Annotated in this window: 13 protein-coding genes; 6 read left to right on the top strand and 7 right to left on the bottom strand. The window is 56.4% G+C overall.

Annotated elements, in window-relative coordinates; genetic code table 11:
* The first annotated feature begins 174 nt into the window (after nucleotides 1-174).
* From secM to mutT, 3 genes are read left to right on the top strand one after another with little or no spacing between them, the layout of a single operon-like run.
* Nucleotides 175-678: a secA translation cis-regulator SecM gene (gene secM, locus INF58_RS01395; RefSeq protein WP_193526846.1), complete on the top strand. Its 504-nt coding sequence runs from the start codon at nucleotides 175-177 to the stop codon at nucleotides 676-678.
* A gap of 58 nt (nucleotides 679-736) precedes the next feature.
* Entirely contained in the window at nucleotides 737-3,442 is a 2,706-nt protein-coding gene (secA, locus tag INF58_RS01390) for a preprotein translocase subunit SecA (protein WP_063450652.1), read from the top strand.
* A 56-nt stretch (nucleotides 3,443-3,498) separates the two neighbouring features.
* Nucleotides 3,499-3,891, top strand: a complete 393-nt coding sequence (gene mutT, locus INF58_RS01385) for an 8-oxo-dGTP diphosphatase MutT (RefSeq protein ID WP_193526845.1) — start codon at nucleotides 3,499-3,501, stop codon at nucleotides 3,889-3,891.
* Between the two features lie 34 nt (nucleotides 3,892-3,925).
* Here mutT and yacG read toward each other — a convergent pair whose 3' ends face one another.
* From yacG to coaE, 3 genes are read right to left on the bottom strand one after another with little or no spacing between them, the layout of a single operon-like run.
* Nucleotides 3,926-4,120, bottom strand: coding sequence for a DNA gyrase inhibitor YacG (gene yacG, locus INF58_RS01380; RefSeq protein WP_003856332.1), 195 nt, complete (start codon nucleotides 4,118-4,120; stop codon nucleotides 3,926-3,928).
* A gap of 9 nt (nucleotides 4,121-4,129) precedes the next feature.
* Nucleotides 4,130-4,873 carry a cell division protein ZapD gene (zapD, locus tag INF58_RS01375; RefSeq protein WP_063450650.1) on the bottom strand — a complete coding sequence of 248 codons (744 nt, stop codon included), beginning with the start codon at nucleotides 4,871-4,873 and terminating at the stop codon, nucleotides 4,130-4,132.
* A complete protein-coding gene (gene coaE / locus INF58_RS01370; RefSeq protein ID WP_193526844.1) occupies nucleotides 4,873-5,493 on the bottom strand; it encodes a dephospho-CoA kinase in 621 nt (206 codons plus the stop codon). Before coaE ends, zapD begins: the two co-directional genes overlap by 1 nt.
* Before the next feature lie 228 nt (nucleotides 5,494-5,721).
* On the opposite strand from coaE, the gene INF58_RS01365 reads away from it, so the two are divergent.
* On the top strand, nucleotides 5,722-6,765 hold the full coding sequence (locus tag INF58_RS01365) for a GMP reductase (RefSeq protein ID WP_022647054.1): 1,044 nt from the start codon (nucleotides 5,722-5,724) through the stop codon (nucleotides 6,763-6,765).
* 33 nt (nucleotides 6,766-6,798) lie between these two features.
* Here the strand turns inward: INF58_RS01365 and hofC are convergent, their stop codons facing one another.
* The 4 genes from hofC to nadC form a co-directional block, all read right to left on the bottom strand.
* Nucleotides 6,799-7,983 (bottom strand): protein transport protein HofC, encoded by a 1,185-nt coding sequence (hofC, locus tag INF58_RS01360; RefSeq protein ID WP_193526843.1) that lies wholly within the window; start codon nucleotides 7,981-7,983, stop codon nucleotides 6,799-6,801.
* Entirely contained in the window at nucleotides 7,973-9,352 is a 1,380-nt protein-coding gene (gene gspE / locus INF58_RS01355; protein WP_193526842.1) for a type II secretion system protein GspE, read from the bottom strand. The genes hofC and gspE overlap by 11 nt, the downstream gene beginning before the upstream one ends.
* Nucleotides 9,353-9,364: 12 nt before the next feature.
* Nucleotides 9,365-9,802: a prepilin peptidase-dependent pilin gene (gene ppdD / locus INF58_RS01350; protein WP_193526841.1), complete on the bottom strand. Its 438-nt coding sequence runs from the start codon at nucleotides 9,800-9,802 to the stop codon at nucleotides 9,365-9,367.
* 175 nt (nucleotides 9,803-9,977) lie between these two features.
* The gene (gene nadC / locus INF58_RS01345) at nucleotides 9,978-10,871 is read right to left on the bottom strand and encodes a carboxylating nicotinate-nucleotide diphosphorylase (RefSeq protein WP_193526840.1); all 894 of its coding nucleotides are present in this window, start codon (nucleotides 10,869-10,871) and stop codon (nucleotides 9,978-9,980) included.
* Nucleotides 10,872-10,958: 87 nt separating this feature from the next.
* On the opposite strand from nadC, the gene ampD reads away from it, so the two are divergent.
* Entirely contained in the window at nucleotides 10,959-11,522 is a 564-nt protein-coding gene (ampD, locus tag INF58_RS01340) for a 1,6-anhydro-N-acetylmuramyl-L-alanine amidase AmpD (protein WP_193526839.1), read from the top strand.
* Nucleotides 11,519-12,373: a beta-lactamase regulator AmpE gene (gene ampE / locus INF58_RS01335; protein WP_064910129.1), complete on the top strand. Its 855-nt coding sequence runs from the start codon at nucleotides 11,519-11,521 to the stop codon at nucleotides 12,371-12,373. Before ampD ends, ampE begins: the two co-directional genes overlap by 4 nt.
* Nucleotides 12,374-12,388: the final 15 nt, after the last annotated feature.

The raw sequence follows: 12,388 nt of genomic DNA, 5'->3' as shown, positions 1-12,388 counted from the left end.
CCCTGGCGCGTGTCAGGTGCCGAATAACGGTGTGTTCGCTGCATTATTGACCGTTTTTACCTGCTGCAAGGTGTCATTCCTGCTGCTGTGTATTGGCTTTAGTGGTAATATCTGGGCGCTAAAAAAAGAATAACTGAATTCAGCCTGCACCGGCGGGCGAACGTGGTGGAGCAAGTGAGCGGAATACTGACGCGCTGGCGACAATTTGGCAGACGTTACTTCTGGCCGCATCTCTTATTAGGGATGGTCGCGGCGAGTCTCGGCTTGCCTGTGCTCAGCAACAGTGCAGAGGCGGCAACGCCAGCACGTTCCACGACGACCAAACACGATCTCACCACGCGGGTTAACTTTACTAATCTCGCCTGGCTTGAAGCCAGCCGTCGTCCCAATTTCTCCGTTGATTACTGGCAGCAACACGCTATACGCACGGTTATCCGCCATCTGTCGTTCGCGATGGCGCCGCAGACGATGCCCGTTGCTGAGGAAACGCTGCCGGTTCAGGCCCAGCATCTTGCCCTGCTTGATACGCTTAATGCGCTGCTGACGCAGGACAATCAACCGCCTGTGGCCGTAAGCCAGACGGCACAAACCGATTTTGTTCCCCCTTCCTCCTTCTCTGTTTCGACATGGATTAGCCAGGTTCACGGCATCCGTGCCGGGCCTCTGCGCCTCAGCTAAATTAATCTTTTTCAATACCTTAATTTATCTGCCCGTCTGGGGCGTTTGAGAATTTATTATGCTAATCAAATTATTAACCAAAGTTTTTGGTAGTCGTAACGATCGTACCCTGCGCCGTATGCGCAAAGCTGTAAACGTCATCAACGGTATGGAACCGGCGATGGAGAAGCTCTCTGATGATGAGCTGAAGGCGAAAACTGCGGAGTTCCGCGCGCGCCTGGAAAAAGGCGAAACCTTAGAAAGCCTGATCCCGGAAGCCTTTGCTGTCGTTCGTGAGGCGAGTAAGCGTGTGTTCGGCATGCGTCACTTCGACGTACAGCTGCTGGGCGGCATGGTGCTTAACGAGCGCTGCATCGCCGAAATGCGTACCGGTGAAGGTAAAACCCTGACCGCTACGCTGCCGGCCTACCTGAACGCGCTGACCGGGAAAGGCGTTCACGTTGTTACCGTCAACGACTATCTGGCGCAGCGTGACGCCGAAAACAACCGTCCACTGTTCGAATTCCTTGGCATGACCGTCGGCATTAACATGTCCGGCCTGCCGGCACCCGCCAAGCGTGAAGCCTATAACGCGGATATTACTTACGGAACGAACAACGAATACGGCTTCGACTACCTGCGCGACAACATGGCGTTCAGCCCGGAAGAGCGCGTCCAGCGTAAGCTGCACTATGCGCTGGTGGATGAGGTTGACTCCATTCTGATTGATGAAGCGCGTACCCCGCTGATCATCTCCGGCCCGGCCGAAGACAGCTCCGAGATGTACCGTAAAGTCGACAAAATCATTCCACACCTGCTGCGTCAGGAGAAAGAAGACTCCGATACCTTCCAGGGTGAAGGTCACTTCTCCGTGGATGAAAAAGCGCGCCAGGTGAACCTGACCGAACGCGGTCTGGTGAAAATCGAAGAGCTGCTGGTGGCTGAAGGCATTATGGAAGAGGGCGAGTCCCTGTATTCCCCGAGCAACATCATGCTGATGCACCACGTGACCGCCGCACTGCGCGCGCACGCGCTGTTTACCCGCGACGTTGACTATATCGTGAAAGACGGTGAAGTCATCATCGTCGATGAACACACCGGTCGTACCATGCAGGGCCGTCGCTGGTCCGATGGCCTGCACCAGGCCGTGGAAGCGAAAGAAGGCGTGGACATTCAAAACGAAAACCAGACGCTGGCATCTATCACCTTCCAGAACTACTTCCGTCTGTACGAGAAGCTGGCGGGGATGACCGGTACCGCAGATACCGAAGCGTTTGAATTCAGCTCCATCTACAAGCTGGATACCGTGGTGGTGCCAACCAACCGTCCAATGATCCGTAAGGATATGCCGGACCTGGTATACATGACCGAAGCGGAAAAAATTCAGGCGATCATCGAAGATATTCGCGATCGCACTGCGAAGGGGCAGCCAGTACTGGTGGGGACCATCTCCATCGAGAAATCCGAAGTGGTGTCTAACGAACTGACCAAAGCGGGCATTAAACACAACGTACTGAACGCTAAGTTCCACGCAAAAGAAGCGGATATCGTAGCTCAGGCGGGTTATCCGGCAGCCGTGACCATCGCCACCAACATGGCGGGTCGTGGTACCGATATTATGCTCGGTGGTAGCTGGCAGGCCGAAGTCGCGGAGCTGGAAAACCCAACGCCAGAGCAAATCGCGCAGATCAAAGCCGACTGGCAGGTGCGTCACGACGCGGTGCTGGCATCCGGTGGTCTGCACATCATTGGTACCGAGCGTCACGAATCTCGTCGTATCGATAACCAGCTGCGTGGCCGTGCGGGCCGTCAGGGTGATGCCGGTTCTTCCCGCTTCTACCTGTCTATGGAAGATGCGCTGATGCGTATTTTCGCCTCCGACCGCGTGTCCGGCATGATGCGTAAACTGGGCATGAAGCCTGGTGAAGCCATTGAGCACCCGTGGGTGACTAAAGCGATTGCCAACGCCCAGCGTAAAGTGGAAAGTCGCAACTTCGATATTCGTAAGCAGCTGCTGGAATATGATGACGTGGCCAACGACCAGCGTCGTGCGATCTACACCCAGCGTAACGAACTGCTGGACGTGTCTGACGTGAGCGAAACCATAAACAGCATTCGTGAAGATGTGTTCAAAGCCACTATCGATGCGCACATTCCGCCGCAGTCTCTGGAAGAGATGTGGGATATCGAAGGCTTGCAGGAACGTCTGAAAAATGACTTCGACCTCGAGCTGCCAATCAAAGAGTGGCTGGACAAAGAGCCTGAGCTGCACGAAGAGACGCTGCGCGAGCGTATCTACGAAACCGCGCTGGACGTCTACAAGCGTAAAGAAGAAGTGGTTGGCGCTGAGATGATGCGTCACTTCGAGAAAGGCGTTATGTTGCAGACGCTGGATTCCCTGTGGAAAGAGCACCTGGCGGCAATGGACTACCTGCGTCAGGGTATCCACCTGCGTGGTTATGCGCAGAAAGATCCGAAGCAGGAGTACAAGCGTGAATCCTTCGCCATGTTTGCTGCCATGCTGGAATCGCTGAAGTATGAAGTCATCAGCACCCTGAGCAAAGTTCAGGTGCGTATGCCGGAAGAGGTAGAAGCGATGGAGCAGCAGCGCCGTGAAGAAGCTGAGCGTCTGGCGCAGATGCAGCAGCTGAGCCACCAGACCGATGAAAGCGAAGCCGCAGCGGCAATCGCCGCGCAGACGGGCGATCGTAAGGTCGGTCGTAACGATCCGTGCCCATGCGGTTCCGGCAAAAAATACAAGGCGTGCCACGGCCGCCTGAGCTAAGACATAACCACTCGAAAAGGCGCAGACTTCTGCGCCTTTTTTATGGACGTGACACGATGAAAACACTGCAAATTGCTGTCGGGATCATTCGCAACCCGCAAAATCAGATCTTTATAACCCAACGCGCCGCCGATGCGCACATGGCGAACAAATGGGAATTTCCGGGCGGGAAAATTGAATCCGGTGAAACACCGGAGCAGGCGCTGGTGCGCGAGCTTCAGGAAGAGGTCGGCATTACTCCGATTGGCGCAACGCTGTTTGATAAGCTGGAATACCAGTTTCCGGACAGGCACATCACGCTGTGGTTCTGGCTGGTGGAAAGCTGGGAAGGTGAACCGTGGGGCAAAGAGGGGCAACCGGGTGGCTGGGTTACGCTTCACGCGAGTGATGCCGAAAAATTTCCTCCGGCAAATGCGCCCGTCATATCCCGGCTAACGGGAGACCTGTAGGCCTGCTAAGCGAAGCGCCAGCAGGCTTCAGAGGTTACTGCTGGTTCTCGCTCCAGTCATCGCTATCGGAGAGATCGCCTTCGCTGGGAATGCGTTTCTCTTCCGCCGCCCATTCGCCCAGGTCTATAAGCTGACAGCGCTTGCAGCAGAACGGGCGAAACGGACTCACTTCTCCCCAGACGACAGTTTTCCCACAGGTTGGGCAGTTTACGGTGGTTACGTCAGACATCGGCACTCCTTAACAACAGGCCAGTTCAAAATCGAGGCGTTCCGGCACGGTGCCATGTTCACTGTCCAGCGGCATGAAGCGGATCGCGAAACGGCTTTTATGCCCGGAAATTTGCGGGTAAAGCTGCTCGCCAAGAGCCAGATTCAGACGCAGAAGATCGGCGTCGTCGCCGTTGTCCTGATAGAAACCGTTGAGGCTGGTTTGCTTGCGGAACGGGGCAGAGTTACGCACAAGATCGAGGATCAGCGATAACGTCTGATTCATCGGCTCCAGGCTGCCCAGCCAGCTGTTTACCTGACGATCGCGCTGCTCCTGCGGCATGTGCAACCACATATGCAGCGTTGGCAGGTCAAAGCTACAGCACCCACCCGGTATGCTCAGGCGCTGGCGCACCAGCGCAATGAGACGGTCCTCTCGTAAAAACTGCCCGACGCGCGGTGCAGCCATCAGCGTTGTGCTGCTGTTTTTCAATTGCTGGCGTAAGGCGTCAATTCGGCTTTGATCCACGCCCGGCACTTCGGCCCAGGCCTGCAATTTACGCTGCTGGCGCTCCAGCTCTTTCAACAGCTCCGTGCGGACATCGCCGCGTTCAATCACATCCAGCAGATCGCCCACGTTGCGGAAAAAATGCAGCGCGGTGGCGTGATCGTTGACGGGCAGATGTTGTGAAAGCTGTTGAATAAGGAATTCTATGCGTAGCCAGGTACGCATTTTTTCGTTAAGCGGGTGCTCAAAAAGGATATGAGTCGACATTATGGTTTTTCCTGTGCAACGGCCTGCGCGGCGAAGGTCAGATACTGCGCGTGCAGACGAGCAACATCCGATGCAATGGCATCTGGTGCGCCGTTATTATCAATAACATCATCCGCAACGGCGAGGCGCGCTTCGCGCGTGGCCTGTGCGGCAAGAATTTGTTCAGCATGCTCGCGTGAAACGTGGTCACGCGCCATGGTTCTCTGGATTTGCGTTTCGCGGGAAACGTCAATCACCAGCGTTCTGTCTGCTTTATTCTGAAGCTGATTTTCAACCAGTAACGGGACCACCCACAACACATAGGGCGAACGGGCTGCGGCAATTTGACGCTGGGTTTCCTGGTGGATAATGGGGTGGAGCAGGGCATTAAGCCAGGCTTTTTCCACAGGATCGGAAAATATGCACTCGCGCAGCTGCCGACGATTCAGGGTGCCGTCAGCCTGTATAACACTGCGACCAAAATGCGCTTCGATGGCGTTTAAGGCGGGTGTATTGGGTTCTACCACCTGACGGGCAATGATGTCGGCGTCGATAATCGTGATGCCGAGACGAGCAAACGCCTGCGCAACGGTGCTTTTACCACTACCGATGCCGCCGGTTAATGCGACGATATACCCCATTAAATCGGATCCTGGGAATTATTCATTTTTAAAATCAGTTGCTTAAAATTCAAACTTACAACAGCCAATGTTTAGCTCTCTTTACCCGCTTTTTACCAGGTAAATTTATAGGATTGTAGCGTAAAAAAAGAGAATTTCGCAGTCTTGCGGAGCAGGTATTAGTGCGTATGATAGCGTCACTGGAGTTGTGCTTTTAATAAATTTGCCTCTAACCCCAGGAATCCGCACATGCGTATCGAAGAAGATCTGAAGTTAGGTTTTAAAGACGTTCTTATCCGCCCTAAACGCTCTACACTGAAAAGTCGCTCAGACGTTGAACTTGAACGTCAATTCACCTTTAAGCATTCCGGTCAGACGTGGTCTGGCGTGCCGATTATCGCGGCCAACATGGACACGGTCGGGACCTTCGAGATGGCGACCGCACTGGCGCAATTCGACATCCTTACTGCGGTACACAAACACTACAGCCCTGAGGAGTGGAATGCGTTTGTCGCCTCAGCCTCCGCTGACGTGGTGAAGCATGTGATGGTCTCGACCGGTACGTCTGATGCCGACTTCGAGAAAACCAAACAGATCCTGAACGCGAATCCTGCGCTGAATTTTGTCTGCATTGACGTGGCAAACGGGTATTCCGAGCATTTCGTCCAGTTCGTCAGCAAGGCGCGTGAAGCCTGGCCAACCAAAACCATCATCGCGGGCAACGTGGTGACCGGTGAAATGTGTGAAGAGCTGATCCTCTCCGGTGCCGACATTGTGAAAGTGGGCATCGGCCCGGGGTCCGTATGCACCACGCGCGTGAAAACCGGTGTGGGTTATCCGCAACTGTCTGCGGTCATTGAATGCGCTGACGCCGCGCACGGTCTGGGCGGCCAAATCATCAGCGACGGTGGCTGCACCATGCCGGGCGATGTCGCGAAAGCCTTTGGCGGCGGCGCAGACTTCGTGATGCTCGGCGGCATGCTGGCAGGCCACGAAGAGAGCGGCGGTACCGTGGTGGAAGAAAACGGCGAGAAATTCATGCTGTTCTACGGCATGAGCTCTGAATCTGCGATGACCCGTCACGTGGGTGGCGTAGCCAAATACCGTGCGGCGGAAGGCAAAACCGTTAAGCTGCCGCTGCGTGGCCCGGTCGAGAACACGGCGCGCGATATTCTCGGCGGTCTGCGCTCCGCCTGTACCTACGTTGGGGCTTCCCGCCTGAAAGAGCTGACTAAACGCACGACGTTTATCCGCGTTCAGGAGCAGGAAAACCGCGTATTTAATAGCCTCTGACGGCTACGGCTGGCGCGCATCCGTGCGCCAGCGCTACCCCAAGCTCATTGCATCCCCCAGATGAAAAATCGGCAGATACATCGCCACCACCAGCGTGCCGATAATCAGTCCCGTCACGACAAGTAACAGAGGCTCAAGCAGCGCCGCCAGATTGTCTGCCTGCTGAAATGTCTGCTCCGTATGGTGACGGGCCAGATTCATCAGCATTACATCAAGCGAACCCGATATTTCGCCGGTGCGAATGAGCTGAATACACAGTGGCGTAAAAACAGAGGCCTTCTGGAAGGAGGACCACACGGGCATGCCCTGTTCGATATTGCTGCGTATCGCGCGGAGTTTCTCCTGCCAGTAGCCACGCTCAACGATCTCCTCCGCGCTTTCCAGCCCTTGTAAAAAGGTAATGCCGGCCTGCTGGGTTAATGACAGCACGGTAAAAATTTGTCCCAGCTTTTGTCCGCGCGTCAGCGTGCCCATTACCGGTACGTGTAACAAGACATACTGCCAGTGCGGGTGCCGCCGCAGTTTAAAGGCGATGATAGCCAATATGATGAGCAGGGCGACAAGGGTAAGAACATGCGTCTGAACAAAGGCCGCCAGCCCCATGACTGCCTGCGTGAGCAAGGGCAGCGGGGTGTTAAACGTTTTGTAGATTGCAGCAAACTCGGGCAACACCAGCGTGACCATAGCCAGCACCACGAAAACGGCCAGCGTCAGAATGATCGTTGGATAGCGCAGCGCTTTCTTTACCTTTGCATTGAGCTGCTGCTGGGATTTCTGCTGCTGCGCAAGCTGACGGCAGCACGCTTCGAGCTTTCCCGTCAGCTCACCCGTTTTCACCATGGAGACATACAGGGGACTGAACACCTCAGGCCATTTCTTCATGGCCTCTGACAGGGCGCAGCCTTCACTGAGGTCATCAGCAAGACTGTGCAGCAGCGCCTGCCACTGTTTCAAAGGATGCTGTTCCGCCAGCATTTGCAGGCTTTGGGACAGCGTGAGTCCGGCCTGTAACAGCGTGGCGAGCTGGCGAAAAATCTCGTAGCAGTGCTCCACCTGCCATCGGTGGCGTCCCTGACAGCGCTTGAGCGCCAGCGGGTGCAGCTGTTTAAGCACCAGTGCGGTGAAAGCTGCGTCACGGTCTATGGCCCAGAGGGTGCCCGTTTGCACGTCCCCCTCGGGGGTAAGAGCACGCCAGCGCCAGAGCGAATTAGCAGCCATCGGGCATTCCCAGTACGCGCAACAGCTCTTCGAGCGTGGTCAGCCCTTGCTCCACGGCCATGCAGCCATGCTCAAACAAAGAGGCCATTCCCGCCTGTCGTGCGCTGGAGCCAATCACCTCCGTACTTGCTCCGCTGGCAATGGCCTGACGGAGCGCATCGTCAATGACCAGCACTTCAAAAATGGCTACGCGACCGTAAAAACCGTGATAGCAGCGATCGCAGCCGGTGGGTTGCCAGCGAGGAAGCGGACGGGGCCACAGCGTGCGCGGCAGTTCGGCGTGGCGGCCGGTTTCCTGCCGGCAGTACGGACATAAACGGCGTACCAGCCGCTGGGCAATCACCATCGAGAGCGCCGAGGAGATCATCCAGCGTGCGACGCCCATCTGTTGCAGCCTGACCAGCGTTTCAGTCGTCGAGTTAGTATGAAGGGTGGACAGCACCAGATGCCCGGTTTGCGCGGCCTTAATCGCAATTTCTGCCGTTTCGCCGTCGCGAATTTCACCCACCATAATGATGTCAGGATCCTGCCTGAGCAGCGCGCGCAGCACGCTCTGAAAGGTCAGCCCCGCGCGCGGATTAATCTGCGTCTGGTTTAAGCCTGCAAGGGGAATTTCCACCGGATCTTCCACGCTGCAAATATTGACGTCAGGGGTATTCCTGGCCTGCAACGCGCTGTACAGCGTCACCGTTTTCCCGCTACCGGTCGGGCCGGTGACCAGAATTAAACCCTGAGGGCTGTTAAGCACTCCGGCAAAACGGGCCTGCTGGTCTGCGCTCATCCCCAGCTGTTCAAGCTCCAGAGCTTGCTGTACCTGATGAAGCAGGCGGAGCACGATTTTTTCTCCACCGCTACAGGGAAGGGTTGCGATACGAAAAGAGACGGGGACGCTTGCCAGCTCCACCGTAAACTGACCGTCCTGCGGCAGCCGACGTTCTGCAATATCCAGCTGGCCCAGCACCTTCAGGCGTGCGGCAAGCGTCGTCCCGAGGGCGGCAGGGATCGGCGGCTGCGGGTAGAGAACGCCGTCAATTCGCAACCGGATCTGGTAGCCGTTGTCGGTCGGTTCAATATGGATGTCGGAGGCACGCTGGTTTACTGCCTGCTGCAACGTTGTGTTGAGCACATCTGCGGCTGAGTTTGGCGCTATGCCCGGCAGATGTGATAATGAGACGGGCTGTAGCCGTTTTTCCATCCGCTCGGCCGTCCAGCACTCGATATCAATACGCTTCTGTGTGGCGAAGCGTAACGCCTCCATCAGCTCAGAGGCAGGGTTACCCACCACCGCAATGCTGATCGTGTCGGTGTCGCTTGCGAGCAGCAGTGCGTGATGGCGCTGACAGAGCGTCATAAGCTGTTCGGTATTCATTGCCCACTCCTGTCAGTTGGTGTCGAAGCGGAAAACATCTTCACAGGCTTGTCTGAGCGCACTGTCGGACGCAATTTTGCAGTCACGCGTCCAGCCCGTCATACCGTTACCGTCGCTCCAGATCGGCGTCATCAGCACTTCGAGTCCGTTAAGACTTTCCTGCCCTGTTAACGATACGACCCCCTTTGCTACGCTCATCGCCGAAACGTAACGCGTGGTTGTCGGAGAGGGAATGCCATTGGTGCCTGCGTCGCAGCGATCCACGCCCCCCCGATCCAGGGCGCAAAGGTCAATGGCGGTACGGTAGGGAATGAACGTTTGCAGCATATCGGTGAGCGCCGCTTTTCGCAGGTAGTTCTGGTAGGCCGGGACGCCAATCGCGCTCAGGATGGCAATAATGCCAATGACGACCATTAGCTCAATCAGCGTAAATCCTTGTTGTCTGTTCATGTCTGCTCCTTACGTTAGGTGGCGCTACTCTGGCAGTGCCGGGACGCAGAAACGAGGGGCAAAAGCGTGAACGTGAAGGGGCTTTCAGGGAAATGATTCAGCGTTGCAGAGATGGACAGCGTAATTGCGAGCGGTTTCGTATTTCCCCCCTCCGGGCGGAGAGGGGAAGGGCAAATTATTTGAAGCGCATCGAGAGGTCGAGGGCGCGTACGTGCTTGGTCAGCGCGCCAACGGAGATGTAGTCGACGCCGGTTTCAGCAAATTCACGGAGGGTGTCGAACGTCACGTTGCCGGACACCTCCAGCTGCGCCTGGCCGTTTGTGCGTTTGACCGCTTCACGCATCTGCTCCGTGTCGAAGTTATCGAGCATGATGATGTCAGCCCCCGCCTTGATGGCCTCGTCCAGCTCGTCCAGATTTTCCACTTCTACTTCGACCGGCACATCCGGATGCAGCCAGAAGGCTTTTTCTACTGCCTTGCGCACCGAGCCAGAGGCAATAATGTGGTTCTCTTTGATCAGGAAGGCGTCGGATAAGCCCAGACGATGGTTTGCGCCGCCGCCGCAGAGCACGGCGTATTTTAGCGCGGTGCGCAGGCCAGGCAGGGTTTTACGGGTGTCCAGCAGCTGCGTGCGGGTACCTGCCAGCAGGTCAACGTAGCGGCGCACTTCGCTGGCGACGCCAGAGAGCGTTTGCACAAAGTTGAGCGCGGTGCGTTCGCCGGTCAGCAAGACGCGGGACGGACCGTCCAGCTCGAAAAGGGGCTGATTCGCACTGACCGTATCGCCGTCGTTAACGTGCCATGTTACCTGCACCTCGTCGCCCGCCAGCTGGGTGAAGACCTCCTCAACCCAGCGTTTGCCGCAAAATACGCCGTCTTCGCGGGTGATGATGACCGCGTGCGAGCGTGTCTCTTTTGGCAACAATTGGGCGGTAATATCGTTATCGGCGCTGACGTCGCCGCCCAAGTCTTCTTTCAGAGCATGGGCAACGCTTGTCGGAATATCACTATTAATACGTTCCAGAAGCGCGTCACGTCGGTGGTCGGGGTTATAGCGGCGAGGCGGCATGATAAAACTCCAAATTGGTAACGAATCATAATATTGAAACATGCTACTCTGAACCGAGTAACTGCACCATAGATAAGGAGTTCCAGCATGTTGTTAGAAAACGGATGGCTGGTGGACGCGCGACATGTACCGTCGCCGCACCACGATTGCCGCCCGGAGGATGAAAAACCCACACTGCTGGTGGTTCATAACATTAGTCTCCCGCCGGGTGAATTTGGCGGTCCGTGGATCGACGCGTTATTCACTGGAACGATAGATCCCGATGCCCACCCTTTCTTTGCTGAGATTGCACACCTGCGCGTATCGGCGCACTGCCTGATCCGTCGTGACGGCGAAGTGGTTCAGTATGTTCCCTTTGATAAGCGAGCCTGGCATGCGGGCGTGTCGATGTACAAAGGACGCGAGCGCTGCAACGATTTTTCCATTGGAATAGAGCTGGAAGGCACCGACACCACGCCTTACACCGATGCGCAATATCAGAAACTGGTTGCTGTGACGAAAACGTTAGTCGGGCTTTATCCCGCCATTGCAGACATTATTACGGGCCACAGCGACATCGCCCCCGAAAGAAAAACTGACCCCGGCCCGGCGTTTGACTGGTCCCGGTTTCACGCCATGCTTACCACGTCGTCAGATAAGGAGATAACATGACGTTGTTTACCATGCTGCTGGTTATGATCGCCGAACGCCTGTTTAAGCTCGGCGAGCACTGGCATCTGGATCACCGGCTGGAAGTGTTATTCCGCCGCATCAGGCATTTTTCTATGCTACGCACGCTGCTGATGACGGCCGGTGTGATGGTCATTACCTTCCTGCTGCTGCGCGCGCTTTACGGCCTCTTTTTCAACGTGCCGCTGCTGGTGGTGTGGATCCTGCTGGGCGTGCTGTGCATCGGCGCGGGCAAGGTGCGTATGCACTATCATGCCTACCTGAAAGCCGCCTCACGGGACGATGCCCACGCGCGCGGCGCGATGGCAAGCGAGCTGACGATGATCCACGGCGTGCCGCCGGACTGCGATGAACGTGAGTTCCTGCGCGAGCTGCAAAACGCGCTGCTGTGGATTAACTTCCGTTATTACCTGGCGCCGCTGTTCTGGTTTGTGGTGGGCGGCCCGTGGGGGCCGGTTCTGCTGATGGGCTATGCGTTCCTGCGCGCCTGGCAGACCTGGCTTGCCCGTTATCTGACCCCGCATGAGCGTTTGCTTTCCGGCATTGATGCCATTCTGCACGTGCTTGACTGGATCCCGGTGCGTCTGGTGGGCGTGGTCTATGCCCTTATCGGTCACGGCGAAAAAGCGCTGCCCGCGTGGTTTGCCTCCCTTGCGGACCGCCATACGTCGCAGTATCAGGTGTTAACCCGCCTGGCGCAGTTCTCACTGGCGCGTGAGCCGCACGCGGACAAAGTCGAAACGCCAAAAGCAGCTGTCTCGATGGCGAAGAAAACGTCGTTTGTGGTGGTGGTGGTTGTGGCGCTGTTGACGATTTACGGCACGCTGGTCTAAGCCAGCGCGCCGAAG

The organism is Enterobacter cloacae complex sp. P24RS (assembly GCF_014982165.1).
GTDB classification, from domain to species: Bacteria; Pseudomonadota; Gammaproteobacteria; order Enterobacterales; family Enterobacteriaceae; genus Enterobacter; species Enterobacter quasihormaechei.
This window is presented reverse-complemented; position numbering and strand designations above follow the sequence as displayed.

Excerpts from the sequence above, each read along its gene's own strand:
- yacG (WP_003856332.1), bottom strand. The coding sequence starts at position 4,120 with ATGTCTGACGTAACCACCGTAAACTGCCCAACCTGTGGGAAAACTGTC.
- coaE (WP_193526844.1), bottom strand. The coding sequence starts at position 5,493 with ATGGGGTATATCGTCGCATTAACCGGCGGCATCGGTAGTGGTAAAAGC.
- nadC (WP_193526840.1), bottom strand. The coding sequence starts at position 10,871 with ATGCCGCCTCGCCGCTATAACCCCGACCACCGACGTGACGCGCTTCTG.
- zapD (WP_063450650.1), bottom strand. The coding sequence starts at position 4,873 with ATGTCGACTCATATCCTTTTTGAGCACCCGCTTAACGAAAAAATGCGT.
- ampE (WP_064910129.1), top strand. The coding sequence starts at position 11,519 with ATGACGTTGTTTACCATGCTGCTGGTTATGATCGCCGAACGCCTGTTT.
- gspE (WP_193526842.1), bottom strand. The coding sequence starts at position 9,352 with ATGAATACCGAACAGCTTATGACGCTCTGTCAGCGCCATCACGCACTG.
- mutT (WP_193526845.1), top strand. The coding sequence starts at position 3,499 with ATGAAAACACTGCAAATTGCTGTCGGGATCATTCGCAACCCGCAAAAT.
- secA (WP_063450652.1), top strand. The coding sequence starts at position 737 with ATGCTAATCAAATTATTAACCAAAGTTTTTGGTAGTCGTAACGATCGT.
- INF58_RS01365 (WP_022647054.1), top strand. The coding sequence starts at position 5,722 with ATGCGTATCGAAGAAGATCTGAAGTTAGGTTTTAAAGACGTTCTTATC.
- ampD (WP_193526839.1), top strand. The coding sequence starts at position 10,959 with ATGTTGTTAGAAAACGGATGGCTGGTGGACGCGCGACATGTACCGTCG.
- ppdD (WP_193526841.1), bottom strand. The coding sequence starts at position 9,802 with ATGAACAGACAACAAGGATTTACGCTGATTGAGCTAATGGTCGTCATT.
- hofC (WP_193526843.1), bottom strand. The coding sequence starts at position 7,983 with ATGGCTGCTAATTCGCTCTGGCGCTGGCGTGCTCTTACCCCCGAGGGG.